This is a genomic window from Devosia geojensis, from assembly GCF_000969415.1.
GTDB lineage: Bacteria > Pseudomonadota > Alphaproteobacteria > Rhizobiales > Devosiaceae > Devosia > Devosia geojensis.
In genome coordinates this window covers 33,433-58,984 of the sequence record NZ_JZEX01000097.1, presented here as the reverse complement: position 1 = coordinate 58,984, position 25,552 = coordinate 33,433, and the positions used below count along the sequence as shown (strand labels likewise).

Below are 25,552 nucleotides of genomic sequence, written 5' to 3'. Positions count from 1 at the left end.
CCGCAATGGCACGACACCCGGTATGTCACAGTCAGCTCCCGTAGACGGCTTTGGGATCGAAGAGGCGCGGCTCGCCGGTGTCGGTGAGGGATGTCTTGCCGTCACTGACCTCGACCCGGCGATAGAAGCAGGACTTGCGGCCGGTGTGGCAGGCGGCGCCCCGCCCGGTCTGTTCGACGACCATGACCAGTGCGTCCTGGTCGCAATCGGTGCGCAGCTCGACGAGCTTCTGCAGTTCGCCCGAGGTCTCGCCCTTCTTCCAGATCTTGGCCCGCGAGCGGGACCAGTAGTGGGCGATGCCGGTCTCGAGGGTCAGCGACAGGGCCTCTGCATTCATATGCGCGAGCATCAGCACGGCATTGCTGCCGGCCTCGACGGTCACGACCGTGACGAGGCCGTTGGAGTCGAAGGCGGGCGCGAAGGCAGCGCCTTCTTCGAGCTCTTCGTGGGAGAGCGGCTTGGGATCGGCGAAGGTGAGTGTCATGGTGCGGGTTTTATCCCGCGCCATGACGGTTTGCCAGCGTCAGTTCGTGACGCCTACCCAGATCTCCATGGTTCCGTAGCCGGTCTTGGGATTGAAGTCGGGGCCGTAGTATTCGAGGAAGCTGTAGTTCTCGCCGGTCTCGAACTCCATCCTGGGGTGCCAGTCGCCATAGATTGCCGCGCAGGTGGCGCTGATGGTGCTGACGTGACCCTTGTGGGTGAACTTGGCCCAGGTGCGCGCCGGGATCGCGACGCTCGCGAACTCCGGTGGCAGGTCGGCGTCCGGGCGCATTTCGACGCCCGTGAGGTAGTCGTAGCCCTGGACATCGTCCGAGAACGCGCCGACGACGCCATAGGTGGCGCCGCCGACCATGCCGTCGATGTTACCGATATAGGGAGCAAGCTTCTGCCACTGGTCGGGAATGCCGGCGGCGCCGGCCATGCCGTAGCGTTCGCTGAGCCCGGCAATGCGCAAGGCGCCGTGGCGCTCGATGCGCGGGGGATCGAGGGTGACTTTGGTTGCAGCTTCCATTCTGATGGCCTCCACGAGGTCGAGGTTTTCGATCGAGCGCCTCCGGCGGACCTCTTCAGGCGTCAGGCCGAAGTGGTCGCGGAAGGCGCGGGTGAATGCCTCGTGCGAGCTGTAGCCGGCCTCCAGCGCCACCGAGAGGATATCGGGGGCGCCGTCGGCCAGGGACTTGGCGGCCTCCGTCAGCCTGCGGCCGCGCAGGTAGCCGGAGACCGTCAAGCCGGTGGCCATGGGGAACATCCGCGACAGGTAGAAGCGCGACAGGCCGGTGGCCGCAGCCAGGTCCTCGAGGCAGAGGTCCTCGCGGAAGCGGCTTTCGATGTACCACAGGGCCCTGACGATCGCGGACATGGGTTCACTCGCGTTGAGACGCCCAGCTTATCGCATGGCGGCGAACGCGAGGTTTGATCGCGGTTGCGGTTGCTAGAGCCTCATGCGTTCTCGAACGCCGGCTCTAGATTTGTCGTCGCGACGCCTTTCGCGAAAAGCCGGTACCCGCCTTCTCGCACGTGTCCTAGCGCTTGCCCACCATCGAGAAGAAGCGGTCCTGCTCTTCGCGGTCCTCGGCGAAGACGCCGGTGAAGCGGTGGGTGATGGTGGCCACGCCATGGGCGCGCACGCCGCGCATGGTCATGCACATGTGTTCGGCTTCCAGCATCACCGCGGCGCCGCGGGGCCCGAGGTGCTCGTTGATGGCATCGAGGATCTGCGCGGTCAGGTTCTCCTGCGTCTGCAGGCGGCGCGCGAAGACATCGACGAGGCGGGCGAGCTTGGAGAGACCGACGACGCCGTCATGGGGCAGGTAGGCGATGTGCGCCTTGCCGACGAACGGCACCATGTGGTGCTCGCAGTGCGAGTGGAAGGGGATGTCGCGCACGAGGACGATATCGTCGTAGCCGCCCACTTCCTTGAAGGTGCGCTCGAGCACTTCCCCGGGTTCCTGCTCGTAGCCCGAAAAGAGCTCGCGGTAGGCCTTGGCGACGCGCATGGGGGTGTCGCGCAGGCCCTCGCGCTCGGGGTCGTCACCGGCCCAGGCGATGAGGGTGCGCACGGCTTCTTCCACTTCCTTGAGCGAAGGGCGCGGAACGGGCGCATGGTCGAGGGTGATCACCTCGTGCGGCTTGACGCGGGCATCCATCGGGAAAATCGGGCTCCTTGTTGCCGGGACAGCCATTCGCGGCGCCCCCACGCAAACGGATCGTGCCGGCTAAAGGCCTGACACTGCGCTTGCAAGCACTTATATAGGCTAAGGCGCCTGCGTCTCAAGAAACAGATTTGTGCCGACCGATGGACCTCAGCGATCTCTATTCCGAAAAAATCCTCGATATCGCAGCGAACGCCCCCAAGGCGCCGCGGCTCGCCGAGCCGGACGCGACGGCGCGCAAGGTCAGCCGCATCTGCGGGTCGATCATCGAGGTCGACGTGGTCGTGCGGGGCGGCGTGATCACCCAATACGGTCACGAGATTTCCGCCTGCGCGCTGGGGCAGACCTCGGCGGCTATCGTTGCGCGCCAGATCGTCGGCACGACGCCGGGAGAGTTCCAGGCGCTGCGCGCCGAGATGCACGCGATGCTCAAGCAGAACGGCGCCCCCCCGACCGGCAAGTGGGCGGACCTCAAATATCTCGAGCCCGTGCGCGACTATCCGCCGCGCCACACCTCGACGCTCCTCGTCTTTGACGCGGTGGCGGCAGCGCTCGAAAAGATCGAGTCGCGGGAATCGGTTGCGGCGGCGAGCTGATGCAGTCGTTCATCGCCGGATTTTGGCGGGCCGTCGATTTTCCGTTCAAGCTCGCGGCGGTCTTCCTCATCACCGTTTATCGCTACACGCTCTCGGCGTTCACCGGGCGCACCTGCCGCCACCTGCCGACCTGCTCGGAATACACGCGCGACGCCATTTGGCGCTTCGGCTTCTGGCCGGGCGGGTGGATGGGGCTCGCGCGGTTCACCCGCTGCCGACCGGGCGGGACGCATGGGTACGATCCCGTTCCGGAGGCTTTGCCCGCCGATGCGCATTGGTATGCGCCATGGCGTTATGGGCGGTGGAAATAAGTGCCACGCCTCGTGGTTCGAGGCTTGCCTGCGGCAAGCACCTCACCATGAGGGCTACTGAAGCTGCGCGGAACCAGCAGTAGCCCTCATGGTGAGGCGGGAGCGCAGCGACCCTCGAACCACGAGGGCGTGGTGCGATCCTATGGGCTGGCATCTACCGAAAACCATGCTAGACAACCCCGCTCGCGGCGATGGTCGCCGCGATAACTCTCATTTCCGGAGAAGGAAAAATGATTACGGTACGATTCCCCGATGGCGCCACACGCGAATACGCGCTGGGCACCACCGGCACTACCGTGGTCGAGTCCATCTCCAGGTCGCTGGCCAAGGCGACGGTCGCCATGCGCGTCGACGGCGTTCTTTCGGACCTTTCGGACGAAGTGCCGGACGGGGCGACGCTCGAATTCGTCAAGCGCGACGATCCGGCGGCGCTCGAGCTCATCCGGCACGATGCCGCGCACGTGCTTGCCGAAGCGGTGCAGGAGCTCTGGCCCGGCACGCAGGTGACCATCGGACCGGTGATCGAGAACGGGTTCTACTACGACTTTTACCGGGAGCAGCCGTTCTCGGAGGAGGATTTGCGCGCCATCGAAAAGAAGATGGCCGAGATCATCGACCGGGGCGCCGCGTTCACCAAGGAAATCTGGACCCGCGACCAGGCCAGAGCCTTCTTCGAGACCAAGGGCGAGGCCTTCAAGGTCGAGCTCGTCGATGTGATCCCGCAGGACCAGCCGATCAGGATCTACCGGCAGGGCCAGTGGCTCGACCTCTGCCGCGGGCCGCACATGCGCACGGTCAAGGATGTCGGGCAGGCCTTCAAGCTGACCAAGGTCGCCGGCGCCTATTGGCGCGGGGACAGCAACAACCCGGTCTTGAGCCGCATCTACGGCACCGCCTTTGCGAGCAAGGACGAGCTCGACGCCTACCTCACCATGATGGAGGAGGCCGAAAAGCGCGACCACCGCAAGCTCGGGCGGGAGATGGACCTCTTCCACCTGCAGGAGGAAGCACAGGGCAGCGTCTTCTGGCACCCGAAGGGCTTCGTCATCTACAATCAGATGGAAGCCTATATCCGCCGCCGCCTCAACGGGGCGGGGTACAAGGAGATCAAGACCCCGCAGCTCATCGACAACAAGCTGTGGGTGAAGTCGGGCCACTGGGGCAAGTTCCGCGAGAACATGTTCATCGTGCCCGACGAGATCCCCTCGACGGAAGGCGAGCAGCCGGAAATCTCGTCGGAGGTGAACTTCCTGGCATTGAAGCCCATGAACTGCCCCGCGCATGTCCAGGTCTTCAACCAGGGGATCAAGTCCTACCGCGATCTGCCGCTGCGGCTTGCCGAATTCGGCTGCTGCCATCGCAACGAAGCGCATGGGGCCCTGCACGGGCTGATGCGCGTTCGCCAGATGACGCAGGACGATGCGCACATCTTCTGCCGGGAAGACCAGATCCAGGAGGAGACGGAAGCGTTCTGCAACCTGCTGGACTCCGTCTACGAGGACATGGGCTTCACCGAAGTGAAGATCCTGCTCGCCACGCGTCCTGATACCCGGGCGGGTGACGATGCCGTGTGGGACATGGCCGAGAAGGGTCTCGGCGATGCCCTCGCGGCAACCGGCCGCAAGTTTGAGATCGCCGAGGGCGAGGGGGCGTTCTATGGCCCCAAGCTTGAGTTCCACCTCAAGGACGCCATCGGCCGATCCTGGCAGTGCGGAACGCTGCAGCTCGACTTCGTGATGCCGGAGCGGCTCGACGCTTCGTATGTCGCCGAGGACGGCTCGCGCCAGCGCCCGGTGATGCTGCATCGCGCGATCCTAGGATCGCTCGAGCGGTTCATCGCCATCCTCATCGAGAACCACGCCGGCAAGATGCCCATGTGGCTGGCACCCGTGCAGGTGGTGGTCGCGACCATCGTCTCGGATGCGGACGGGTATGCGCAAAAGCTCGTCGACCAGCTCAAGGCCGCCGGCATCCGGGCCGAGCTCGATACCCGTAACGAGAAGATCAACTACAAGGTGCGCGAGCATTCGGTCGGCAAGGTGCCGCTGATGTTCGTCGTCGGCAAGCGCGAGGCCGAGGAGGGCACCGTCTCGGTGCGCCGTCTCGGCAGCGAGGGCCAGGCGGTGCAGCCGTTCATGGACGCCATGGTGGCGCTGATGGCGGAAGCCGCGGCGCCCGACCTCAAGGCCAAGGCGGCCGCGGCCGCCTGACGCACACTGCCACGCCCCTCGTGGTTCGAGGGTCGCTGCGCTCCCGCCTCACCATGAGGGACTACTGATTGGTCACGAGATCTCAGTAGCCTCATGGTGAGGTGCGCCGGAGGCGCCTCGAACCACGAGGCGTGGCACTCTCACGAGAACGACGCATGACCCGCCCGTCCAACCGAGAACTCAAGGTCCTGACCCATCTGGGCGAGGAGAATGCCCTCGGCCCCGATGACTTCAAGGACGTCGGCGAGAAGGTGTTCTCGGGCATGCTGAAGAAGGGCTGGATCGTCCCGGCCGAAGGGCTGGACGGACGCTACCGCGCCACGATCAGGGGATTGACCGTCCACGAGGGCGAAATCATCTTCAAGGGGCGCTGGAAGCGCTGACCGGACCGGTCGGTCCATTTTCGATGAGGACCACCCATGGCCGACCCTATCGCTATCACCCGCACGATCGCCATCGATCCCGGTGAAATCGAGGAAAGCTTCATCCGCGCCTCCGGCCCCGGCGGGCAGAACGTCAACAAGGTGTCGAGCGCGGTGCAGCTGCGGTTCGACCTGATGAACTCGCCGTCGCTGCCCGAGCCGGTGAAGCGCCGGGTGGCGACGCTGGCGGGCAGCCGGTTGACCAAGGAGGGCGTGATCGTCCTCACCTCCAACAGCTACCGCACCCAGATGCAGAACCGCGATGCGGCCGTTGCGCGCCTGGTTGCGCTGCTGCGCGAAGGCGCGATCGTCCCCAGGCGCCGCATTGCCACCAAGCCGACGGCGGCCTCCAAGGAGAGGCGCCTGGCGGCAAAGGTGCGGCGCAGCGCGGTCAAGCAGATGCGGCAGGGGCCGGCGGGCGAGGAATAGGGGAGCCTATTCCAAAGCCGTGTCCGGTGGAATTTCAGCCGAGCAGGCAAGCACCACGCCATTCACCGCCTCGGTCTGCTCAGGAGTCGGCGTCAGCGTTTCCACCGCCTCCCACAGCCCGCGTGCTTCGACTTCGTCGCGGGCGCAGGCGCAATAGGCTGTGCAATAGGCATCGCTCGCGCCCGTATCCGTGCAGCCGATCTGGCACGTGCGGTTGAAGGAGTTGGTGGAGGCAGTGTGCGTGAACATGGTGTTGGCGGCCGGGTAGAGCACGGCCAGCAGCAGCGGCTGATGCACGAGATAGATCACGAGGCTCCAACGGCCCGCCGTGACCAGCGCGCGCGAGAAGGCGCCTTCGGCCCGCCACGCCCCGATGCGCTCCGCCCAGCCGCCGGCGAGGACGACACGGGTTATCCCCATGCCGGCGAGGGTGAGGCCGAACCAGGGGAAGATCGGCACCAGGTCGTTGGTCGGCGGCGGGACGGGCCAGAAACCGATCCACGACCAGATGCGCTCGGAAAATACCGGTGCGGTGAAGATGAGCGGCGCGCCCACGAAGAGCACCGCCAGAGCGAAGACGAGCCAGAGCGGCGCCCGCAGGAACGCGAGGCCCAGGACGCTGAAGAGCGTGATGGCGTGCAGGACGCCGAAATAGACGAAGGTCTCGGGAAAGGCGACGAGGGTGCCGGCGGTGACGAGGAGGGCTGCGCCGCCGATGATCGCCAGCCGCCGCCAGAAGGCCGGCCAGCGGATGCCCTTGCCGTGGGCGAGGACGAGGCCGACCCCGACGAGGAAGACGAAGCTGCCGAGGAGCGTGCGGGCGAAGGCGACCCAGACCGGCTGGGTGCTGACGTCGACGGGAATGAGCCAGAGATAGCTCAGGTCCCAGAAGAAGTGATAGACGACCACCCCGATGATGGCGACGCCGCGGACGGCGTCCACCAGGGCGAAACGGGGGCGGGCGGCGCCGCTTGCGTCAGGTGCGCGTGCGGCGCCGGCCACGGTCATTGCGAAACGGCGTCGATCTTGACTTTGCTCAGGAGCGTCGTCGGGTCTTCCTGGGCGGCCATCAGCTCGAAGAGCGACAGGCCCGCCTCGTCGAGGGCGGTTGCCGTCAGCGAAAGCGAGGTGTTGCCGCGCACGAACGCGGCGATGGCCGCACCGACGCTCGAGGCCTGCTCGTCGCCGCCAAGGACGCTCATCACCATGCCTTCGGCGACGCCCGCCATCATCGGGCGCATGCTGGCCGGATCGACGCCCTGCTCGGCGCCGGCGATCCCCAGGAGGATGTCGGAGAGCCCGGCATCGGTGAGATCGAGCCGCACGTCCTTGAGGGTGACACCGAGGCCGGCCATCGAGGCGACGGTGGTGTCGGTGGAGAAGAGCTCGGCGACCGCGTTGCCGACGGTGCCGGCGAGCTTGATCGTGGCGAGATTGGCGCCCTCGAAGGTGATGTCATTGACGGCGATCGTCTCGCTCGCCTCGTCCCATGCCAGGGCCAGGTTGAAGCCGACATCGAGCCGGTCGATGCCGGCGTCGATGAGCTGCTGGATCTGCGGGGCGCCACTGTCGGTCGGCAGGTCGATGATGACGTTGCTGGCAGAGCTCTGGATCGATGCCGGGATGCCGTTGACGTAGTTGGCGAGCGAAACGTCGAAGGCGCCGACATTGGCGGCGATGCGCGCGCCCGGATTTTCCGGATCGGGGATATCGAAATCCACGCCGGAGAACGAGAAACCCTCGAAGGCCGGGATGAGGCTGCGGGCGTTGGCCTCGAACCAGCTCTCGTCGACATCTTCGGGCGCATTGCGCAGGAGTTCGACCTGCCGCGAGAAATCGAAGCTCTTCAGCACCACCTCACCGATATTGAAGGTGCCGGCTTCCGGACCGCTTTCCACCGCGACCGCGATGTCGGAGATCGTGACCTGCGGATAGGTGCCGGGCACGAAGCCATCGACCGTCATGCTGCCGAGCGCGAAGGTCATCGGGCCCTCTTCGACCTCGCCCTCGCAATTGATCCCCTCGAAAGTCATGGGGGTGGATTCGAAGGCGGTGATCATGTCGGCATAGACCGTCAGGAACTTGGCGATCGTCGCCGGGGGCGGCTCCTCGCCGGAGGCTTCCATCTCGCTGGCGAGGGTCATGATCTCGGTGAGCGGGGTTTCGAGGGGACGGGCGCGGAACTCCTCGGCCGATGCGGCGCCGATATTGCAGGTCATGCCGTCGCCTGCGAAGGTTCCTCCCTCGAACGAGAGGTCGCGGTAGATGGTCTTGAACCCGGTATCGGCGCCGGGCTCGACGAAGCCGTAGAAGGCAAGGGTTGCGCCGATGTCGAAATCGGCGGCGCTCATGGCGCCGAACTCGATGGTGAAGTCCTGCGGACCCGTGCTCGTCAGGCCGCCGATGGTGGCCGAGGCGGCGATGCCGCCGGACACGTTCGAGAGCTCGACGTCGTTGTAGGAGAACTGCGTCGAGGCATCCGGATCGTCCGGAATCGTCACCGAAACAAGCACCTGCGGGATGACGATGCGGTCGGCCTCGAGGCGCGCCAGCTCCTCGGCATGGCCGGCGACATTGCCGGCGGTCAGGATATCGCGGATCGCGTCGGCGTCGAGGGTCGAACCTTCGGCGGTGATCTCGGGAATCTCGACCGCGATTTCCGGCGGGGCCGAGGGGGCGGACGTCTCCGCCGGCTCGGGGGTCTTGACCTTGTCCTGCGCGACTGCCGGCGCGGCGGCCAGCAGGAGCGCGCAGGCGATCGCCGGAAGGCGGCGCGTTCGGAACTCGAAGGTCATCTCGTCATCTCCTCTGCACGAGTTGCCGGCAATGTGTGTCATCGCGCCGGCGGCTGCAATAGCGGAACGCTGTACCTTCTCTCGCCGATCGAGGTGACAGAAGGGCGACAGCGGTGCGTCAATAAACGGCTGTCAGCACCTCGACCTCCTGGGGCGAGCCGGAGCGCACCTCGAAGTCGCGGTTGAAGACCGACTGGGCCTGTTTGGCGATCACCTGGTAGTCGCCGGCGGCGAGGACCGTCGAGGGAAAGGCGCCGAGGTCGGTGAAGAGGGTGGTGCCGTCCGGGGACTGCACGGTCCATTCGACGTCGGCGATGGCCTCGCCGCCCGGCTCGGAGACGAGCTTGAAGGAGATCTGGCTTGCCTGGTGGTAGAGGGTGGCGTCCGTCAGCTGGCCCGGCTCGACGCGCAGGTCCGCACGCACCACCGCATTGATGCGCCCGAAATGCGAGACGATGTGGTAGGTCCCGGCGTTGAGCGTGACGATGTCGTTGGGCGAAACGCCCTCGGCCACCAGCGTGCGTTCGGATTCCGATCCACCGGCGGTGAAGAGATCGAAACGCAGGAGATCGGAGGGTATCGGGATGTCGCCGGTCACCGCCGCGTTGAGGCGCAGCGCCCCGGCCTCGATGGCGATCGACTTGGCGTTGGCGCCGGGCGCGACCGTCATGGTGTCGCTGGTCTGGGCGCGGCCATAGGCGACGTGGACGACATACTCGCCCGGCGGCAGAGTGATGCTGGCGGTCGCATCCTCCGATTTGGCGACCATCGCGAGCTCGCCCTGGGCGTCGGGCGTGGTGTCGAACACGCGCCAGGTCAGGCCTTCGGTCACCTGCGCGCCCCCCGTCGAGATACTGGCGGTGAGCGTGACCGGCTGCGGCGCGTTGGTGAGGGCGCTGATGGCCTCGGTGGCGGTCGCGGCCGGGGAGGTCGTAGTGGGCGCGGCGGGCGCCGGCGCGTTCCGGTCCGGCCGGGGCCTCGGCAGCGGGGGCATCTCGCTCGCTTCCTGCGCCAGTACAGGAGCAGGCGATTCCAGCCCCGCCAGCAGCGCGCCGGCGACGAGGGCGACCATCAAGAACCCGAGACGCATGAACACTCCGCACACTCATCCTGCCCGGCGGAATTTGCCGCGCCCGCGCACGGCTTAGGCCGGGAATGGGGAAAACCTGTGTCACAGTCGTCGCCGGATTGGAACAGGGGTCGGCGCGGCAAACGCGGAAAAACTTGCGCTGCCATATGGGCGGCGCGGCGCAAACGTCGTATCCAGCGAAAAGCTGAATGCGAGGAGCAAGTTTATGGCCGAGAATACCGCCCTCAAGTCCTACCTGATGACCCGCCGCTCGGTGGGGCAGGCCTTTCTCAGGGAGCCGGGGCCGGACGCCGGGCAGCTCGAGGAACTGCTGACCATCGCCACCCGCGTGCCCGACCATGGCAAGCTCGCGCCCTGGCGGCTGGTGGTGTTCGAAGGGGCGGCGCGCGAGCGCGCGGGCGAGCGTTTGGCAGAGATCGTCGAGGCGCGCGAGCCGGCGGCGGACGCAGCGCGGCTCGATATCGAGCGCCGGCAGTTCCTGCCGGCGCCGCTCGTCGTCGGGGTCCTTTCGACGGCGAAGGAACATCCCAAGATTCCCCAGTTCGAGCAGCTGATCTCGGCGGGAAACGTGGCGTTCAACCTGGTGCATGCCGCCTATGCGCTGGGGTTCGCCGCCTCGTGGGTGACCCGCTGGTTCGCCTATGACGAGGAGGCCGCCGCGATGCTCGGGGCCGCGCCCGGCGAGCGGTTCGTCGGCTTCGTGCATATCGGCACGCCGGCTACGGCGATCGAGGACCGGCCGCGTCCGGTGCTTGGCGACATCGTGACGCGCTGGAACGGTTAACGTCACGTTAACCGTGGGTGGGGTTTGTTAATTCAATGTGAATCATTGGGGCATCCTGCTCGATGGGCGTCCAGCCGATAGCCGTGCCGCAGAGCCTCGCCCGCGTCCTCGACGCGGCGGGAACGCGCAGCGGCGTCGACTTCGGCTATCTGCTGCAGACGGCGATGCGCGAGAGCAGCCTCAATCCCCAGGCCAAGGCGCAGACGTCGAGCGCCGTCGGGCTCTTCCAGTTCCTCGAGGGCACCTGGTTGCAGGTGGTCAAGGAGGAGGGGCCCCGCCTCGGCTATCAGCGCTATGCCGACGCGATCTCGGTCGACCGCGAGGGCAACTACTATGTCGCCGACCCGCAGGCGCGCGCGCAGGTGCTCAAGCTGCGCGAGGATCCGCAGATGGCCGCCGACATGGCCGCGGCCTTTACCCGCTCCAACGGCGAGTACCTTCGCACCCGGTTCGGGCGGATGCCGAGCGCGGGCGAGCTCTACATCGCGCACTTCCTCGGAGCTTCGGGCGCGGAGCGGATGTTCAACGCGGGATTGCAGAACCCCGACCAGATCGCGGCCGAGCTCTTCCCGCGCCAGGCCGCGGCAAACCCGGCGATCTTCTATGCAAACGGGCAGCCGCGCACGATCCGCCAGCTCTACCAGGCGCTGGTCGCCAAGCATGAGGGCGTGACGCAGAGTCCGGCATTCGCGGCCCAGCAGATGGCGAGCCAGCCGACGGCGGCGCAACCGCAACCCGAAGTCGTTCCTTCGCGTTTCTCGCCGGCCGACATGTCATTCACCGGCCTCTTCCGCACCGAGCCGGAAGCCGCCGCTACCAAGCTGCCTGAGCTTGCCCCGCCGGGGGAAACCGCGGCAGACGTGCTCTTCACCACGCTTTTTGCGCGTTAGCTGCAAATCGCGGCATCGTTTTAATGGGCCATTAAAACGAGATGACGCAAATGGGCGACGCGGCAGAAGCCGCCAGAGAGGTGCGACATGGCCACCACCCGTTCCGAGAACCGGAGCGTCACGCAGTCCTTGCCGAAAGGCTGGATGATCATTGGCCTCGCCGGGCTATCGTGGGCAGGACTCATCGTCATCGCCCAGGGCGCCTCGGCACTCTTTCAATACATTGCCGCCACTCTTTGAATCGACCGCCATTGCCGCCGCGATGAGCGATCGATGGGTTTTGCCGTGAATACATGCCTCTGCCTTCGGGGATTCTCGCGAAATCGGGAATCCCCGCTTTTTTAGCGTCGAGAGAGCGGGCGGCGCTCAGGCGCAGCGCCATCGTTATGGTGAACCGTTCCTTAACGGCTTGCGGATAGCTTGACCGTCAATGGGGCCGGAGCGTGCGATGGTTGGTTACGACGAGTTCATTTGCCTGTCCCGGTCTCCCGACAGCGGAGAGCGGGGGATGGCGGCGCATCTGGCCGCGCTCGCCTATCTGCGCCATGACGGTCCGGCCGACGAGCATGCGGCGCTCTATGCATCGCTTTTCGGCTTCCTCGAGGACCGCTCGGTCAAGGTGCGCGCCTCCATGGCCTATGGCCTGCTGCACGCGCGTGAGGCGCCACGGCCGATCATGCTGGCGCTGCTGCACGACAGCGCGGTGATCGCGCGGGCGGTGCTGCAGTATTCGCCCGTGCTGGTCGATGCCGATATCCTGCCGCTCATTCCCGGATTCGACGAGGCGATGCTGCTCTGCGCAGCGCAACGCGCCCTGGTCAGCCAGCGCTTTGCGGCGGCGCTGATCGGGCGGGGGATGTGGGCCGTGACGATAAAACTCCTGCGGCGGGGCGAGGTCGCCATCGGCAGCGAGATGCTGCGGCATCTGGCGCGGGAGCAGGGCGGTGACGCCGAGATACGCGGGGCGTTGCTGAAACGCGCCGACCTGCCGGCCGACGCACGCCTCACGCTGGTGCGTATGGCGGCGGCGGCGCTGCGCGGGGCGCGGGTGGTCGCGGGGGCCATAGCGCCCGAACGGCTCGAGCGCCTGCTGCGCGACGCGACCGATACGGCGCTGACTGGCATCGGCGAGCGGGAAGCTGCCGGCGACGGCTCCACCTACGCGGCGGGGCTGGTCTCGGGCGATGCGGTCAACACCCGCGTTCTGCTCCACGCCATGGTCAACGGCCACGTGCTGTTCTTTGCCGCCTGTTGCTCCGAACTTGCCGAGATGCCGGAAGGCAAGGTGCTGACCATCCTCGAAAGCGGCAGCCGCGCCGCGCTCAACGCGCTCTTTGCCCGTTGCGGGCTTGCCGAGGGCGTGCGCAACCTTCTCGCCCGGCTCATCGGGCATGCCCGATCGGTGGACCTGGCCGACGACATCGCTGCCCGCCACTACGTGGTGACAGCGCTGACCGAGGAGCTGATCGGCGAGCACGAGGGCGACATTCCGGACGACCTTGCCGAGGCGTTCGCCTATCTCTGCGAGCAGAACGTGCTGCTGGCCCGCCGCGCCGCACGCGGCGTGATGTCGACCTTCGCCGGGGAAGCGTCGACAGCGCTCACCATCGACGTCGAGGAACGCCTGGCGCTGCCGGCGGCTTAGAGCTCTTCAAAGATGAATAGAATCAGCGGCTCTGGCGCCTCCCTCCCCCTTGAGGGGAGGGATCGAAGGTGGGGGTCGTTCAATGGGTCACCGATGGACCCCCACCCCCAGCCCCTCCCCTCAAGGGGGAGGGAGGCCGACCGGTGGGACAAGCCTGCCTGGGGTCAAAGCCGCCAGGGCATCTCCGCCCGCGCCAGTCTCGGTCAATGCGCTCGCTCTCCAACCGTATCAGGATTGTCTCTTAAACCTCCAACCTTGAAGGCGAAGAAGCCCGCGGTAAGGACAATGGCCAGCATCCCGATATTGTGCAGGTATTTGGGCAACGGCTCTACCTCGCCAACAAGCGGAAAATAGGTGAAGGCCAGCACGCCACGGCTGAGCAGGTAGCCCAGTGCTACAGCTGCAGAGTGCCTCACTGTCCAGACATCCCGCTTCCTTATCCGGATGATCATGCCCAGGATGATGATTGCCGAACCCAGCCCGACCGCCACGCCGATCCAGCCCTCCGCGAAATTGCCCGGCACAGCCACAGCGAACGTCATTGCCAGCACCACAAAAGGGTTCATACGGCCGGTTGGTATCGACCGGGCGCCCACTTTGCGGCGGCCTATCAGGACGGCCGCCAGAAAACACGCCGCGACCAGGAGCCATGAAACAACCAGTTGGGTCTGCGAGGCACTTTGCGATCCGGGGTCCGAGATGATCAATGCAGCCGATCCCACGTAGGAGATGGCTGCAACGATCGTTCCGAAGGGACGCAGCCAAGGCGCTTCCGCACGCTTGGGCCACCAGGCTTCCGCCACCGCCATGGGACCGGCGAAGCTGAAGATGATATGGCCGACGATGAAGTTGTAGGCGTTGTACGCGCTGATGCCGAGCGGGGCGATGAAGGTCGCCGATCTGTTCTCTTGCCAGCCGGCGTATCCGCCATACTGATCGGCAAACATGGACTGGTCGATTATGCAGGCCTGGAGTATCCCCAAAGCGGCGCAGAGCATCAACAGCGAAGGCCAGCCCCATCCGAAGCGCCGGGCAAGCTCGCGCACGAGCAAGGCGGGCGCCCCATAGAGCGCCATGAAAAAGACCAGGGCGAACAGGATAGCGCCGATATCGCCCGTGCTATCGGAGTATGCGGCCAGAAGCTCAGCGCCGATGGCGCAAAGAGCTGCCAAGGCCAGGACCTGGGCGCTGCCGAAAATCCAGTCCCTCACGCCACTCGCCTCCCCCTGTTTGTACTCCCCTCTGTCGCAGCGACGACTGCACTTGGCGTTCGGCGCAACGAGGCCGAACATTTGCCGGCGCCGCCATTTCCGCCGCCTCGTCCCCGACGCGGGCCATGCCCTCAGTACCTGAACTGTTCGATCAGCACGCGCTCTTCGAGGCTGGTGCCCGGATCGAAGAGCAGGGTGACCCCGGCCGCGCGGTCCTCGCGCACATGCACTTCGATGACGTTCTGGAACTCGACGTTATCGGCGACGGCGCTGACAGGGCGCTTGTCGGCCTCGCGGGTGCGGAAGGTGACGACGGCCCGGTTGTTGAGGATCGCGCCCCGCCAGCGGCGCGGACGGAAGGGCGAGATGGGCGTCAGCGCCAGGAGCGGCGAGCCGATGGGCAGGATCGGTCCGTGGGCGGAAAGATTGTAGGCGGTCGAGCCTGCCGGGGTCGAAAGCAGCACGCCGTCGCAAATCAGTTCGTCGAGCCGCGTCTCGCCATCGACGAGGATCTGGATCTTGGCGGCCTGGTAGGTGGAGCGGAAGAGCGACACTTCGTTCAGCGCCAGCGCCTTCTGGCGGTGCCCGGAGGCATCGATGACCTCCATGGCGAGCGGGTAGATCTGGGTCGCCTGGGCGGCGGCGAGGCGCTGGGGCAGGTCCTCGCGGGCGAAGTTGTTCATCAGGAACCCGACCGAGCCGAAGTTCATGCCGTAGACCGGGAGCTTGCGCTGCATGACCTTGTGCAGCGTCTGCAGCATCAGGCCGTCGCCGCCGAGTGCGACGATCGCTTCCGCCCCGTCGAGGCCCGCCTCTCCATAGACGGAGCGCAGGTCCGCTAGGGCAGCCTCCGCTTCCGGCGTGCCGCTGGCGACGAAACTGATCTTGCGGGGGGCGGTGCTCAACAGGTCCACTCCTCGTTGGCCCAGGCGGTCGTCGCGGGCGGCATCGGCGCGGACGCGCCGCGCTCTGCGCTTATCACGCCGGGGCGCGGGTTGCCAGACAGGCCAGTCGCGACTGGCGATCCTTGCAGCCGGACCGATGTGCGCCGAGATTGCAGTCGGCGTCATGTTTTCGAGGTCGGCCGGAAGTCGTTAACCGTCGAACAAAGTTGTTCCGAAAGAGATTTGCGTATCAACAATTTCTGATAGAAGTTGACGTTGTTGGTTAAACGCTCATTAATCACGTTTTCACCGGGTGCATGAGTGCGCGGATGAGCAGTTTCAGCGGGCCTGGCGAGGCCGGACTCTACCAGCCTGAACGAGGCGCCGCCCAAGCGGTGTGGCCTGTCGGCGGGCCAGCCGGCAGGGCTCGGGTGCGCAGTCACATCGATGCGGGCGGCAGTCCGCTCCATCTGATGAACGGGCAGCCGACGCCCGTGTTTCCCTCGCGCGACCGCATTCGGCAGCTGGCGCTGAAGCGCCTGTTCGATATCGCAGTCGCGCTCGCGGCCTTGATGGTGCTGGCGCCGTTGTTCTGCCTCGTTGCGGTCGCCATCCGGCTCGGCAGCCGCGGGCCGGTGTTCTTTCGCCAGACGCGCGAGGGATACGAGGGCAGGGCGTTCCGCATGTTCAAGTTCCGCACCATGCACGTCGAGGACTGCGACGTCTCCGGGGTGTCGCAGACGATCGAGGGCGATCCGCGGGTGACGGCCGTCGGCCGTTTCCTGCGCCGCACGAGCATCGACGAGCTGCCGCAGCTCATCAACGTGGTCCTCGGCGACATGTCGATCGTCGGCCCGCGCCCGCACGTTTCCGGGATGATGGCCGGCGGCATGCTCTATACCCAGCTCGTACCTTACTATTCCGCCCGGCTCGACATGCTGCCGGGCATCACCGGGTGGGCGCAGGCCAACGGGCTGCGCGGCACCACGCAGGATTCCGCCGTCGCCAAGGCGCGCATCGACTACGACATCGCCTATATCCAGAACTTCTCGCTGATGCTGGATCTGCGCATCATCTGGATGACGTTCCGACGCGAGTTCATCAGCGGCACCGGAAGCTGAACAGGCGCGGCGTGAAATCCCGGTCATGCCCCTGAATTTCCTCAGCCGGGCAAAACTCTTGCTCTTGCCGTATATCGCAGGAACCGTTGCTCGCAGGCGAGCGATGCGCGGAAAGCGCTTGCTCGCCAAGCCCTTGAGCGCATGCGCGCACGCCTCTATTTCACTAGGGTCCGCATTCGATCCACAAAAGGCGCCAACGCCGGGCTCGACCTGCCGGGCGTATCGGCACCATTTTAGGCTATTAGGCTCAAAGATCGGCGCCTGCATTCCATGTCGGCCCAGCCGACATTCGACGGAGTTCGTCCCTGATGGGTCAAGTCACCGCGCAGCCCCAGCTCAGCCACCTGCGTTTGCTGGAATCGGAGAGTATCGAGATCCTGCGCGAGGTGGCGGCGAGCTTCGACCGCCCGGTGATGATGTATTCCATCGGCAAGGACTCGAGCGTGCTGCTGCACCTGGCGCGCAAGGCCTTCTATCCTTCAAAGATCCCGTTCCCGCTGCTCCATATCGACACGACCTGGAAGTTCCGCGAGATGATCGCATTCCGTGACCGGATGGCGGAGGAGTACGGGTTCGATCTCATCACCCACACCAATCCCGATGGCCTGCGCGACAACATCAATCCGTTCGACCACGGTTCGTCGCGCTATACCGACATCATGAAGACGGCGGCGTTGCGCCAGGCGTTGACTGCCGGCAAGTACGACGCGGCGATCGGCGGGGCGCGGCGCGACGAGGAGAAGAGCCGCGCCAAGGAGCGCATCTTCTCGCACCGCAACGCCAGCCACGCCTGGGACCCGAAGAACCAGCGGCCCGAGCTCTGGCGGCTGTTCAACACGCGGCTCAATCCAGGCGAGAGCATGCGGGTGTTCCCGATCTCCAACTGGACCGAGCTCGACATCTGGACCTACATCTACGCCGAGGACATCCCGATCGTGCCGCTCTACTTCGCGCGGCCGCGCCCGGTGGTCGAGCGGCAGGGGACGCTCATCATGGTCGATGACGACCGGCTGCCGCTAGCCAAGGGCGAGACCCCGCGCGAGGAAATGGTGCGGTTCCGCACGCTCGGCTGCTATCCCTTGACCGGCGCGATCCGTTCGGACGCGGCGACGCTCGCCGAGATCATCATGGAAATGCAGGCGAGCCGAACCTCCGAGCGGCAGGGGCGGCTGATCGACAGCGACCAGGCCGGCTCCATGGAAAAGAAGAAGCAGGAAGGGTATTTCTGATGCTGCGGGCCACCACTCCGGCGCTGGAGGCAAGCGCCGACACGGACATCGCGCTCTGGCTCGAGCAGCAGACGGGCAAGTCGCTGCTGCGGTTCCTGACCTGCGGCAGCGTCGATGATGGCAAGTCGACGCTGATCGGGCGGCTGCTCTACGACAGCCAGCTGATCCTCGACGACCAACTCGCCTCACTCAGGAACGAAAGCCGCAACCGGCATGTGGGCGAGGAAGGGATCGACTTTTCGCTGCTGGTCGACGGGCTGACGGCAGAGCGCGAGCAGGGGATCACCATCGACGTCGCCTACCGGTTCTTTTCGACCGACAAGCGCAAGTTCATCGTCGCCGACACGCCCGGCCACGAGCAGTACACCCGCAACATGGCGACGGGCGCCTCCAATTCCGACCTGGCGCTGCTGCTGGTCGACGCGAGGAAGGGCCTCCTCACGCAGACGCGGCGGCACAGCTTCATCCTCTCGCTCATCGGCGTGAAGCACATCGTTCTGGTGGTCAACAAGATCGACCTCGTCGACTACTCGCAGGAGGTCTTCGAGACGATCGTATCCGATTACCGCGCATTCGCGCAGGAGCTGGGCTTCAAGACGCTCAATGCCGTGCCGGTCTCGGCCCTGCGCGGCGACAATATCGTCACCAGGAGCGAGCGCATGCCCTGGTACAAGGGCGAGCCGCTGCTGCCTTATCTCGAGGCCATCGAGGTCTCCGAGGATCGCGCAGTGCAGCCGCTGCGCTTTCCGGTGCAGTGGGTCAATCGGCCGAACCTCGATTTCCGCGGATTCTCGGGCACGGTCGCCTCGGGCGTCGTCGCGGTGGGTGACGAGGTGCTGGTGGCGGCCTCGCGCAAGCCGGCGGTGGTCAGGCGCGTCGTGACCATGGATGGGGACCTCGACCGCGCGGTGGCGGGGCAGGCGGTGACGCTGGTGCTCGACCGCGAGGTCGACATCTCGCGCGGCGACATGCTGGCGCATCCGGGCGCGGTGCCGGAGTTCTCCAACCAGTTCCAGGCGCGGCTCATCTGGATGAACGACGAGCCGGCTTATCCTGGGCGTTCGTATCTCCTCAAGATCGGCACGCAGCTGGTGCCGGCGACGATCACCGGGCTCAAATTCCGCACCAACGTCAACACGCTGGAAAAGAGCGCGGCCAAGACGCTGGAGCTCAACGAGGTCGGCACGGTGACCGTGGCGACGGACAAGCCCATCGCTTTCGATCCCTACACCGAGAACGGGCTGACCGGCGGCTTCATCCTCATCGACCGCATCTCCAACCGCACGCTCGGTGCCGGCACCATCGACTTCGGACTGCGGCGGGCGCAGAACCTCACCTACCAGACCTTCGACGTCAACCGGCAGGTGCGTGCGCAGATGAAGGCGCAGACGCCGCGCATCGTCTGGTTCACGGGGCTTTCGGGCTCGGGCAAGTCGACCATCGCCAACCTCATCGAGAAGCGCCTGACCGCCGAGGGCCGGCACGCCTATATCCTCGACGGCGACAACGTGCGGCACGGGCTCAACAAGGATCTGGGCTTCACCGATACCGACCGCATCGAGAACATCCGCCGGGTGGCGGAAGTCGCCAAGCTGATGGCCGATGCCGGGCTCATCGTCCTCGTCTCATTCATCTCGCCGTTCCGCAACGAGCGGCGCATGGCGCGCGAGATCGCGGGAGATATCGACTTCCTCGAGGTCTATGTCGACACGCCCCTCGAAGTCTGCGAGGCGCGCGACCCCAAGGGGCTCTATGCCAAGGCGCGGGCCGGCCAGATCAAGAACTTCACCGGCATCGACAGCGCCTTCGAACCGCCCGAGCGGGCCGATGTGGTGCTGAACGGGGCCGAGCACGATCCGGTCGAACTGGCGGACGAGCTTTATGGGCGGCTGACGGGGTAGGGGGCCGACGCTTTCCTCCACCAGATCCCCTAGGGGCGGATTGGGAGTGGGCACCCAAACACCCCAATCCCCCGGCTGTCATCCCGGCGAAGGCCGGGATCCAGCCCTGAACACATCAGCGAGCACAGGAGGAGCGGCCAAGCACGACCTGCCCGTTTCACACCCCTTGCGGAAGGAGCGGCATCTCAGGATGGGCCCCGGCCTGCGCCGGGGTGACATCGGAGTGGTGGTGGGGCTGGTGCATAAGCCGCAGGCCGTGCAGGTATTGGTCCCGGTCTTCGCCGGGTTGAAAACCCGTGGGGCTATCCTAAGCCTCCTGATAGTACCCGCCATACTTGCGGTAGTAAGCCGTCTTCGGTTCGTCCTGCTGGTTGAGGGCGGTGACGATGGGCGTTTCGGGCCGCTTGGCCTGGGTAAGGCTTTCGATGGCCTTGCGGGTGTCGTTCTGTGCGGTCGAGGCCCATTTGGTCACGAAGACGATGCTGTCGGCGAAGGGCGCCACGTAGAGGCCGTCGACGATCGGGTCGATGGGCGGGGTGTCGAGGATGATGATCTCGAAACTCGACCGGGCAGCCTCGATCAGCTTGCCGAAGGAGGCGCCGGCGAGGAGTTGGTCGGTCGGAACGTCGCTCTTGCGGGCGCCGACGATCACTGTCGCGTCGGTCAGTTGGTCCCTGGAGACGACGGAGATGAGGTCCATCGGCCCGGAGCCCGAGGGGCTGAGGTAGTCGTGCAGCCCGTGCGACGGCTCTATGCCGAGCTGGCGGTGGATGCTGGGCTTGCGCAGGTCGCAATCGATGAGGAGCGTGCGCCGGCCCGAAAGCGCATAGGAGCGGGCGAGCGCCAGTGAAAGCGTCGACTTGCCCTCGCCGGGCGCGGTCGAGGACACCATGATCACCCGCCCGCCTTCGCCAGCCGGAGCGGCTCCCGCGCGCGCCTGCTGGTCGACGACGGTGCGGATACGCCGGATCGCCTCGGCGAAGGCCGAGAGCGGCGCGTTGACCATCAGATCGGACGGGCCGCCTTCCGGCTGCGGTTTGGCGCGCGGGACGGCCGAGGCGACGCGGAACCTCAGCACCGACTCCATCTGCGCCTCGGTGGTGAAGCCCCCGATGAGGTTCTCGTAAAGGAACGCCAGCGCGACGCCGAACCCGAGCGCGCCCAGAGCGGCCAGCGCCAGGATCAGCGTCTTGTTGGGGAAGGACGGCAGTTGCGGGGCGAGCGCGGGCGAGACGATGCGGCTGTCGGCGATCTGCAGGTTGATCTGCGCCTCGAGGTTCCGGGAGCGCGATAACAGCTGCTGGTACTGGCTGCGGGCGATCTCGGCGTTCTGCTGCAACGCGTAGAGTTCGGCAAGCGTCCCGGCGGGGAGCGCGGAACCCAGTACGTCCCGACGCAGATCCAAAGCCGTGGGCGACGTTTCCTCCAGTCCCGGAAGCTGGGGCTCGATCGCCTCGCGGCGCGCTTCGGGGACCGGCTGGATGTGGGTTTCGACGAAAGCATCGAGGGCGCCTTTGGACGCGGCGATCGCGTCGCGTGCCTCGATGATGCGCGATTGCAGGATGTCACGAGAGGCCTGCGTGCTCGCGATCTTGGCGGAGAGCTGATCCTCGATATAGGCGCCGGCAATCGCATTGGCGAGGCGGGCCGCCATCTCCGGGTCCTGTGAGCGCGCCTGCACGGCGATGAGGTAGGTCATGCCCCGGCGCTGGACCGAGAAGGCGTCACGCAGCTTGCCGAGGGTTGCGTTGAGTATGTCCTCTTCGCTCGGCCGGGGCGGTTCGCCGAGGCGCAGCAGGTTCATGAGGCGCGTTCGCAAGCCGGCGGAGGCGCCGAATTCCTCGTTTAAGAGCAGGTTCTGCGAAGCGATGACCTTCAACAGGATGCTGTCGGAGCGCAGGATTTCGACCTCGCTGTCGATGCGGGCATTGTCGGCCGATGTCGCGTTGAGCTGCGCTTCGGGTTGCAGGAGATTCTTGTGGCTGGGGTCGACGAGGATGAGAGCGGCGGCCGAATAGATCGGCGTCAGCGTGAAGGCGACGATGCCGGCAGCGCCCACGACCACCAGGAACGTCAGCGCGATCAGCCGCAACCGCCGTCTCAGGAACCCCAGAATGCCGCGGATATCGATCTCGCTGTCGTCCATGGGGGCCTCGGAGGAGATATGCTCTAGGTGCCGGTCTCGGCGGCGGTGGCGTAGATGAACTGGGCCTGTCCGTCCTCGGTCAGGCGCAGCGCCGTCAGGGTGCCGGTAGCAAAGGCGGCGGTATCGACGCAGACGCGCTTTTCGGTCACCACAGGCCGCGAGGAGGGAGTGTGGCCGTGGACGACGAAAGTGTCGAGGTCGGCTTCGCCGTCGAAGAACTCGTCGCGGATCCAGAGGAGGTCGTCCTCGGATTGCTCGGCGAGCGGCAGCCCGGGCCGCAGGCCCGCATGGACGAAGCACGTGCGCGGCAGCACCAGTGCCGCCGGCAGGCTGCGCATCCACGCCACATGCTCGCCCGGGACATGGCTTTCGAGCAACGCCAGGCGTTCGCGCGCCGTGCGGGTGACGAACCGGTTCACATCGATGCCGTAGGAAGCGAGCGTCTCGACGCCGCCGTACTGGAGCCAGGACGATTCCGGCACGGGGTTGTCGAGGAACGACAGCATCATCACCTCGTGATTGCCGGCAAGGCAGATGCGACGGAAGTCCTGCGGCAGGGGCTTGCCGAGATAGTCCAGCACGCCCGATGAATCCGGGCCACGATCGACGTAGTCCCCCAGGCAGACAATGAGCTTGTCGCCCTCGATGCCGCGGGCATCCTCGAAAATCCTGTCATGCAGCAGGCGCAATTGCGCGAGGCAGCCATGCACGTCGCCGATGGCGTAAACGACCGCCGGCCAGCTCGCGCTCGCGAGGCGCTGGCGGGGTTGAGGCGGGGGAGCCGGCTGGCCGCCCCCGCCGAAGAATCTGCCGAGCACGGCAATCATCGGGCGAGTATCCCGCGTCCGGCGCGCGCCGTGGCGGCGCTATCAAGCACCAGGCCGGCAAGAGCCGGGGCAATCCGCGTGCCTGCCTGCGGCATGCTCTTCAATACCCCCAAAAACACGAACCGCCGCCCCAAACAGGCGTTCCACAAGCGTTGTGGCCGGTCTCGGCCCTTCGGGCAAGAGGATTGCGGCCGGGTCCAGGCAAAAAAGGCGGGAACGGTGAATCCCACAAGGCCTTGCCCCGCAGACCGACCAATGTTAGCCAGCAGGGCGAGCCGGTATAGCTCAGTTGGTAGAGCACCTGATTTGTAATCAGGGGGTCGCGGGTTCGATCCCTGCTGCCGGCACCAGACATCCGCGCTATTTGGCGCGCGGAATTTCCCCAACATTGCTAGGAAAGGCCTTGAGCATGATTCATGCCGGCGAGAGGCTGTTCATCGTCACCGGTGGGCCGGGGTCGGGTAAATCGACCCTGCTCGCTGCGGCGGCGGCAGCTGGATACATCACGGTTCCCGAGGCAGGGCGGGCGATCCTGCAACTGCAGGTCGCCATCGGCGGCACGGCCGTTCATTGGGCGGACCGGGCGACCTATGCCGAGCTGATGCTCGACAGGGAGATGCAGAATCACCGGGTTCATGCGGAGACGGGGCGGGTGACCTTCTTCGACCGGGGCGTGCCCGATCTTCTCGGCTATGCGCGCCTCTGCGATCTTGTCCGGCGCGATCATTTCCGCAAGGCGGCCGAGCTCTTCCGCTATAACCGCAAGGTGTTCATTGCGCCGCCCTGGCGCGAGATCTATGCCAACGATACGGAACGCAAGCAGGATTGGAACGAGGCGGTGCGCACCTATGAAGCGATCGGAGCCGGCTACGACGAGGCAGGATACGACCTTGTGGAGCTGCCATGCGTGCCGGTTGCCGAACGGCTCGCCTTTCTCGTCGAGCATGTGACGTATGGATGAGCCGGAGCGCCTGCCGATCGTCTATGTCGATGCCGACGCCTGCCCGGTCCGCGAAGAAACGATCCGCGTCGCCGGCCGGCACGGGCTGATGGTCGTGATGGTGTCCAATGGCGGCATCCGTCCCTCGCGCGATCCGATGGTGCGGGTGGTGACGGTGCCGCAGGGCGCCGATGCGGCGGACGACTGGATCGTCGCCGAGGCGCGGGCCGGCGACATCGTGGTCACAGCCGATATCCCGCTTGCCGGCAGGGCGCTGGACAAGGGCGCTCTGGTGCTGGCGCCGACGGGCAAGCCGTTCACGCCCGCCTCCATCGGCATGGCGCTGGCGATGCGCGATCTCAAGCAGCACCTGCGCGAAACCGGCGAGATCAGGGGGTTCAATCCCTCGTTCTCGGCGCGGGACAGGTCTGCGTTCCTGGGTGCGCTGGACCTCATGGCGCGGCAGGCGAAATCGCACGCGCAGCAGGCGCGGCGAACCGATTATTAACCATAATCGCAAAATGTGGACACGCCCTTTCTTGAGAGCGAGTCCTCCCGGTGTCCTGTGCGCGTCTTGCGGTTGCGTTGTCGGTTTTGGCGATGATTGCGGGAGGGTGCGCCAAGGCTCCCGAACAGCGCGATCTGGAACTGGCGGCAGCGCCGCCGCTCAGGGCCTACCAGCCGATTGACGCAACGCTTGCCACAGCTAGCATCGGCGTGACGCCACCGAGGGTTCCCGGAATGCAACCCATGCCTCCCAAGGTCTTCACGCACAGCACGCTCGCCGGACGTACCCTGTCGGTCGCCTCGGCCAGCGAGATCGCGCTCGTGCCGGGCGAGGTGATCCTCACCTTCGATGACGGCCCGCGTCCCGGCAAGACGGAGGCCATTTTGGATACCCTCGACACCTTCGGGATCGGCGCGACGTTCATGATGCTCGGCACGTCCGCCGAACGGCATCCGGACCTCGTGCGTCTCGTCGCGCAGCGCGGTCACACCATCGGCACGCACACTTACGACCATGCCGATCTCTCGCAGTTGAGCAATGCCGAGGCGATGGCCGAGATCGCGGCGGGCGAGGAGGCGGTGGCAAAGGCGCTGGGACGTGCGCCGTCGCCGTTCTTCCGCTTCCCATACCTCGCGCAGACCGGCTTTCTGCGCACGAGCCTCACGCAATCGAACGTCGTCGTGCTCGACGTCGATATCGACAGCAAGGACTATTTCTCCGAGACGCCGGCCAGGGTAATGGAGCGCACGCTGGCGCGGCTCGATGCGCGCGGCAGCGGCATCATCCTCTTCCACGATATCCATGCGCGAACCGTCGCCATGCTCCCCGATTTTCTCGCCGAACTCGACAGGCGCGGCTATTCGGTGGTGCGGCTGACGGCCAAGCCGCAGGGTGTGTTCGGCCGTGACGTGATCACTGCGCAGGGCCCTCAGGAGCCGTCGTCGTTCCTGCGCCTGAACTAGGCATTGCATAGCTGATCAACTATCCGATTTTCGGAGTAAGGGCTGTTTACGCGCTCATATGAAGCGTGAGAATTCCCCAGCGCTGGGAGCATGCTTATTTTCGTCTTGACCGATGCATAGCTCTCCGGCTATACGTTTACTCATAGCCAGCGGGGTATCGGTTTGGAAATGTCGAACGCGCCCGACGTGCTCTTCAGGACTTTGGCTGACCCGACGCGGCGGGCTCTCTTCGAGCGCCTGTGCCGTGAGGGGGAAAAGACGGTCGGGGCGCTGACGTCGCGGGCAGGGGTCTCGCAGCCGGTCGTCTCGAAGCACCTCAAGGTGCTCAAGGAGGCGGGGCTCGTGCGCGACCGTCACGAGGGACGGCAGACGCATTACAGCGCCCAACTCGGTGCCCTGGCTCCGCTCGTCGATTGGACGAGCGAGATGGCGGGGTTTTGGCAGAGCCGGTTCGACGACCTCGAGGACCTGCTGAAGAGAATGGACCAATGAACG

26 protein-coding genes and 1 tRNA gene are annotated in these 25,552 nt (G+C 65.9%); 17 read left to right on the top strand and 10 right to left on the bottom strand.

Going from position 1 to position 25,552, the window contains the following annotated elements; genetic code table 11:
* Positions 1–31 precede the first annotated feature (31 nt).
* From hisI to folE, 3 genes are all read right to left on the bottom strand, one after another.
* Positions 32–508: a phosphoribosyl-AMP cyclohydrolase gene (hisI, locus tag VE25_RS09650; protein WP_439328901.1), complete on the bottom strand. Its 477-nt coding sequence runs from the start codon at positions 506–508 to the stop codon at positions 32–34.
* 15 nt (positions 509–523) lie between these two features.
* A complete protein-coding gene (locus VE25_RS09645; RefSeq protein ID WP_046108398.1) occupies positions 524–1,363 on the bottom strand; it encodes an AraC family transcriptional regulator in 840 nt (279 codons plus the stop codon).
* A gap of 163 nt (positions 1,364–1,526) precedes the next feature.
* On the bottom strand, positions 1,527–2,150 hold the full coding sequence (folE, locus tag VE25_RS09640) for a GTP cyclohydrolase I FolE (protein WP_046108397.1): 624 nt from the start codon (positions 2,148–2,150) through the stop codon (positions 1,527–1,529).
* Between the two features lie 149 nt (positions 2,151–2,299).
* Between folE and VE25_RS09635 the strand changes: the two genes are divergently transcribed.
* The 5 genes from VE25_RS09635 to arfB all read left to right on the top strand — a co-directional run bounded on the left by VE25_RS09635 (position 2,300) and on the right by arfB (position 6,124).
* Complete coding sequence (locus tag VE25_RS09635; RefSeq protein WP_046108396.1) at positions 2,300–2,752, top strand: iron-sulfur cluster assembly scaffold protein; 453 nt, start codon at positions 2,300–2,302, stop codon at positions 2,750–2,752.
* Entirely contained in the window at positions 2,752–3,063 is a 312-nt protein-coding gene (gene yidD, locus VE25_RS09630) for a membrane protein insertion efficiency factor YidD (RefSeq protein ID WP_046108395.1), read from the top strand. Before VE25_RS09635 ends, yidD begins: the two co-directional genes overlap by 1 nt.
* Positions 3,064–3,293: 230 nt before the next feature.
* Positions 3,294–5,273 carry a threonine--tRNA ligase gene (gene thrS, locus VE25_RS09625; RefSeq protein WP_046108394.1) on the top strand — a complete coding sequence of 660 codons (1,980 nt, stop codon included), beginning with the start codon at positions 3,294–3,296 and terminating at the stop codon, positions 5,271–5,273.
* A gap of 155 nt (positions 5,274–5,428) precedes the next feature.
* Complete coding sequence (locus VE25_RS09620; protein WP_046108393.1) at positions 5,429–5,656, top strand: hypothetical protein; 228 nt, start codon at positions 5,429–5,431, stop codon at positions 5,654–5,656.
* A 36-nt stretch (positions 5,657–5,692) separates the two neighbouring features.
* The gene (gene arfB / locus VE25_RS09615; protein ID WP_046108392.1) at positions 5,693–6,124 is read left to right on the top strand and encodes an alternative ribosome rescue aminoacyl-tRNA hydrolase ArfB; all 432 of its coding nucleotides are present in this window, start codon (positions 5,693–5,695) and stop codon (positions 6,122–6,124) included.
* A 6-nt stretch (positions 6,125–6,130) separates the two neighbouring features.
* On the opposite strand, the gene VE25_RS09610 is transcribed toward arfB, so the two are convergent.
* The 3 genes from VE25_RS09610 to VE25_RS09600 all read right to left on the bottom strand — a co-directional run bounded on the left by VE25_RS09610 (position 6,131) and on the right by VE25_RS09600 (position 10,009).
* Complete coding sequence (locus VE25_RS09610) at positions 6,131–7,132, bottom strand: heparan-alpha-glucosaminide N-acetyltransferase (RefSeq protein ID WP_052731860.1); 1,002 nt, start codon at positions 7,130–7,132, stop codon at positions 6,131–6,133.
* Entirely contained in the window at positions 7,129–8,919 is a 1,791-nt protein-coding gene (locus tag VE25_RS09605) for an aq_1923 C-terminal domain (RefSeq protein WP_046108391.1), read from the bottom strand. The genes VE25_RS09610 and VE25_RS09605 overlap by 4 nt, the downstream gene beginning before the upstream one ends.
* 118 nt (positions 8,920–9,037) lie before the next feature.
* Complete coding sequence (locus VE25_RS09600; protein ID WP_152664574.1) at positions 9,038–10,009, bottom strand: RgsD C-terminal domain-containing protein; 972 nt, start codon at positions 10,007–10,009, stop codon at positions 9,038–9,040.
* A 205-nt stretch (positions 10,010–10,214) separates the two neighbouring features.
* Here VE25_RS09600 and VE25_RS09595 point away from each other — a divergent pair, with 205 nt between their 5' ends.
* The 4 genes from VE25_RS09595 (at position 10,215) to VE25_RS09585 (ending at position 13,328) form a co-directional block, all read left to right on the top strand.
* Positions 10,215–10,793 carry a nitroreductase family protein gene (locus VE25_RS09595; protein WP_046108390.1) on the top strand — a complete coding sequence of 193 codons (579 nt, stop codon included), beginning with the start codon at positions 10,215–10,217 and terminating at the stop codon, positions 10,791–10,793.
* Between the two features lie 62 nt (positions 10,794–10,855).
* Complete coding sequence (locus VE25_RS09590; protein ID WP_052731858.1) at positions 10,856–11,683, top strand: transglycosylase SLT domain-containing protein; 828 nt, start codon at positions 10,856–10,858, stop codon at positions 11,681–11,683.
* Positions 11,684–11,770: 87 nt separating this feature from the next.
* A complete protein-coding gene (locus VE25_RS22970; RefSeq protein ID WP_160299974.1) occupies positions 11,771–11,923 on the top strand; it encodes a hypothetical protein in 153 nt (50 codons plus the stop codon).
* Between the two features lie 268 nt (positions 11,924–12,191).
* On the top strand, positions 12,192–13,328 hold the full coding sequence (locus tag VE25_RS09585) for a DUF2336 domain-containing protein (protein ID WP_046108389.1): 1,137 nt from the start codon (positions 12,192–12,194) through the stop codon (positions 13,326–13,328).
* Positions 13,329–13,531: 203 nt separating this feature from the next.
* On the opposite strand, the gene VE25_RS09580 is transcribed toward VE25_RS09585, so the two are convergent.
* Positions 13,532–14,620, bottom strand: a complete 1,089-nt coding sequence (locus VE25_RS09580) for a hypothetical protein (RefSeq protein WP_201776069.1) — start codon at positions 14,618–14,620, stop codon at positions 13,532–13,534.
* A 50-nt stretch (positions 14,621–14,670) separates the two neighbouring features.
* On the bottom strand, positions 14,671–15,444 hold the full coding sequence (locus VE25_RS09575; RefSeq protein WP_244466897.1) for an NAD kinase: 774 nt from the start codon (positions 15,442–15,444) through the stop codon (positions 14,671–14,673).
* A 308-nt stretch (positions 15,445–15,752) separates the two neighbouring features.
* Between VE25_RS09575 and VE25_RS09570 the strand changes: the two genes are divergently transcribed.
* From VE25_RS09570 to cysN, 3 genes are all read left to right on the top strand, one after another.
* The gene (locus tag VE25_RS09570) at positions 15,753–16,544 is read left to right on the top strand and encodes a sugar transferase (protein WP_244466896.1); all 792 of its coding nucleotides are present in this window, start codon (positions 15,753–15,755) and stop codon (positions 16,542–16,544) included.
* A gap of 308 nt (positions 16,545–16,852) precedes the next feature.
* The gene (cysD, locus tag VE25_RS09565) at positions 16,853–17,773 is read left to right on the top strand and encodes a sulfate adenylyltransferase subunit CysD (RefSeq protein WP_046108387.1); all 921 of its coding nucleotides are present in this window, start codon (positions 16,853–16,855) and stop codon (positions 17,771–17,773) included.
* Positions 17,773–19,674, top strand: a complete 1,902-nt coding sequence (gene cysN, locus VE25_RS09560) for a sulfate adenylyltransferase subunit CysN (protein WP_046108386.1) — start codon at positions 17,773–17,775, stop codon at positions 19,672–19,674. Before cysD ends, cysN begins: the two co-directional genes overlap by 1 nt.
* Positions 19,675–19,981: 307 nt before the next feature.
* Here the strand turns inward: cysN and VE25_RS09555 are convergent, their stop codons facing one another.
* Both VE25_RS09555 and VE25_RS09550 read right to left on the bottom strand, forming a co-directional pair.
* Entirely contained in the window at positions 19,982–21,820 is a 1,839-nt protein-coding gene (locus tag VE25_RS09555; RefSeq protein WP_046108385.1) for a polysaccharide biosynthesis tyrosine autokinase, read from the bottom strand.
* Between the two features lie 23 nt (positions 21,821–21,843).
* Complete coding sequence (locus tag VE25_RS09550; protein WP_046108384.1) at positions 21,844–22,647, bottom strand: metallophosphoesterase family protein; 804 nt, start codon at positions 22,645–22,647, stop codon at positions 21,844–21,846.
* A 274-nt stretch (positions 22,648–22,921) separates the two neighbouring features.
* Here VE25_RS09550 and VE25_RS09545 point away from each other — a divergent pair.
* The 5 genes from VE25_RS09545 to VE25_RS09525 all read left to right on the top strand — a co-directional run bounded on the left by VE25_RS09545 (position 22,922) and on the right by VE25_RS09525 (position 25,549).
* Positions 22,922–22,997 (top strand) — tRNA-Thr (locus VE25_RS09545).
* Positions 22,998–23,056: 59 nt separating this feature from the next.
* On the top strand, positions 23,057–23,608 hold the full coding sequence (locus VE25_RS09540; protein WP_046108383.1) for an AAA family ATPase: 552 nt from the start codon (positions 23,057–23,059) through the stop codon (positions 23,606–23,608).
* Complete coding sequence (locus tag VE25_RS09535; RefSeq protein ID WP_046108382.1) at positions 23,601–24,095, top strand: YaiI/YqxD family protein; 495 nt, start codon at positions 23,601–23,603, stop codon at positions 24,093–24,095. The genes VE25_RS09540 and VE25_RS09535 overlap by 8 nt, the downstream gene beginning before the upstream one ends.
* 242 nt (positions 24,096–24,337) lie before the next feature.
* Entirely contained in the window at positions 24,338–25,057 is a 720-nt protein-coding gene (locus tag VE25_RS09530; protein ID WP_083988839.1) for a polysaccharide deacetylase family protein, read from the top strand.
* Positions 25,058–25,225: 168 nt separating this feature from the next.
* Positions 25,226–25,549, top strand: a complete 324-nt coding sequence (locus tag VE25_RS09525; protein WP_046108381.1) for an ArsR/SmtB family transcription factor — start codon at positions 25,226–25,228, stop codon at positions 25,547–25,549.
* Positions 25,550–25,552: the final 3 nt, after the last annotated feature.

Excerpts from the sequence above, each read along its gene's own strand:
- cysD (WP_046108387.1), top strand. The coding sequence starts at position 16,853 with ATGGGTCAAGTCACCGCGCAGCCCCAGCTCAGCCACCTGCGTTTGCTG.
- folE (WP_046108397.1), bottom strand. The coding sequence starts at position 2,150 with ATGGATGCCCGCGTCAAGCCGCACGAGGTGATCACCCTCGACCATGCG.
- VE25_RS09570 (WP_244466896.1), top strand. The coding sequence starts at position 15,753 with ATGAGCAGTTTCAGCGGGCCTGGCGAGGCCGGACTCTACCAGCCTGAA.
- VE25_RS22970 (WP_160299974.1), top strand. The coding sequence starts at position 11,771 with ATGGCCACCACCCGTTCCGAGAACCGGAGCGTCACGCAGTCCTTGCCG.
- yidD (WP_046108395.1), top strand. The coding sequence starts at position 2,752 with ATGCAGTCGTTCATCGCCGGATTTTGGCGGGCCGTCGATTTTCCGTTC.
- VE25_RS09620 (WP_046108393.1), top strand. The coding sequence starts at position 5,429 with ATGACCCGCCCGTCCAACCGAGAACTCAAGGTCCTGACCCATCTGGGC.
- arfB (WP_046108392.1), top strand. The coding sequence starts at position 5,693 with ATGGCCGACCCTATCGCTATCACCCGCACGATCGCCATCGATCCCGGT.
- VE25_RS09525 (WP_046108381.1), top strand. The coding sequence starts at position 25,226 with ATGTCGAACGCGCCCGACGTGCTCTTCAGGACTTTGGCTGACCCGACG.
- VE25_RS09645 (WP_046108398.1), bottom strand. The coding sequence starts at position 1,363 with ATGTCCGCGATCGTCAGGGCCCTGTGGTACATCGAAAGCCGCTTCCGC.
- VE25_RS09580 (WP_201776069.1), bottom strand. The coding sequence starts at position 14,620 with ATGTTCGGCCTCGTTGCGCCGAACGCCAAGTGCAGTCGTCGCTGCGAC.
- VE25_RS09540 (WP_046108383.1), top strand. The coding sequence starts at position 23,057 with ATGATTCATGCCGGCGAGAGGCTGTTCATCGTCACCGGTGGGCCGGGG.
- hisI (WP_439328901.1), bottom strand. The coding sequence starts at position 508 with ATGGCGCGGGATAAAACCCGCACCATGACACTCACCTTCGCCGATCCC.
- VE25_RS09600 (WP_152664574.1), bottom strand. The coding sequence starts at position 10,009 with ATGCGTCTCGGGTTCTTGATGGTCGCCCTCGTCGCCGGCGCGCTGCTG.
- VE25_RS09605 (WP_046108391.1), bottom strand. The coding sequence starts at position 8,919 with ATGACCTTCGAGTTCCGAACGCGCCGCCTTCCGGCGATCGCCTGCGCG.
- VE25_RS09535 (WP_046108382.1), top strand. The coding sequence starts at position 23,601 with ATGGATGAGCCGGAGCGCCTGCCGATCGTCTATGTCGATGCCGACGCC.
- cysN (WP_046108386.1), top strand. The coding sequence starts at position 17,773 with ATGCTGCGGGCCACCACTCCGGCGCTGGAGGCAAGCGCCGACACGGAC.
- VE25_RS09595 (WP_046108390.1), top strand. The coding sequence starts at position 10,215 with ATGGCCGAGAATACCGCCCTCAAGTCCTACCTGATGACCCGCCGCTCG.
- VE25_RS09585 (WP_046108389.1), top strand. The coding sequence starts at position 12,192 with ATGGCGGCGCATCTGGCCGCGCTCGCCTATCTGCGCCATGACGGTCCG.
- VE25_RS09550 (WP_046108384.1), bottom strand. The coding sequence starts at position 22,647 with ATGATTGCCGTGCTCGGCAGATTCTTCGGCGGGGGCGGCCAGCCGGCT.
- thrS (WP_046108394.1), top strand. The coding sequence starts at position 3,294 with ATGATTACGGTACGATTCCCCGATGGCGCCACACGCGAATACGCGCTG.
- VE25_RS09610 (WP_052731860.1), bottom strand. The coding sequence starts at position 7,132 with ATGACCGTGGCCGGCGCCGCACGCGCACCTGACGCAAGCGGCGCCGCC.
- VE25_RS09590 (WP_052731858.1), top strand. The coding sequence starts at position 10,856 with ATGGGCGTCCAGCCGATAGCCGTGCCGCAGAGCCTCGCCCGCGTCCTC.
- VE25_RS09555 (WP_046108385.1), bottom strand. The coding sequence starts at position 21,820 with ATGGACGACAGCGAGATCGATATCCGCGGCATTCTGGGGTTCCTGAGA.
- VE25_RS09635 (WP_046108396.1), top strand. The coding sequence starts at position 2,300 with ATGGACCTCAGCGATCTCTATTCCGAAAAAATCCTCGATATCGCAGCG.
- VE25_RS09530 (WP_083988839.1), top strand. The coding sequence starts at position 24,338 with ATGCCTCCCAAGGTCTTCACGCACAGCACGCTCGCCGGACGTACCCTG.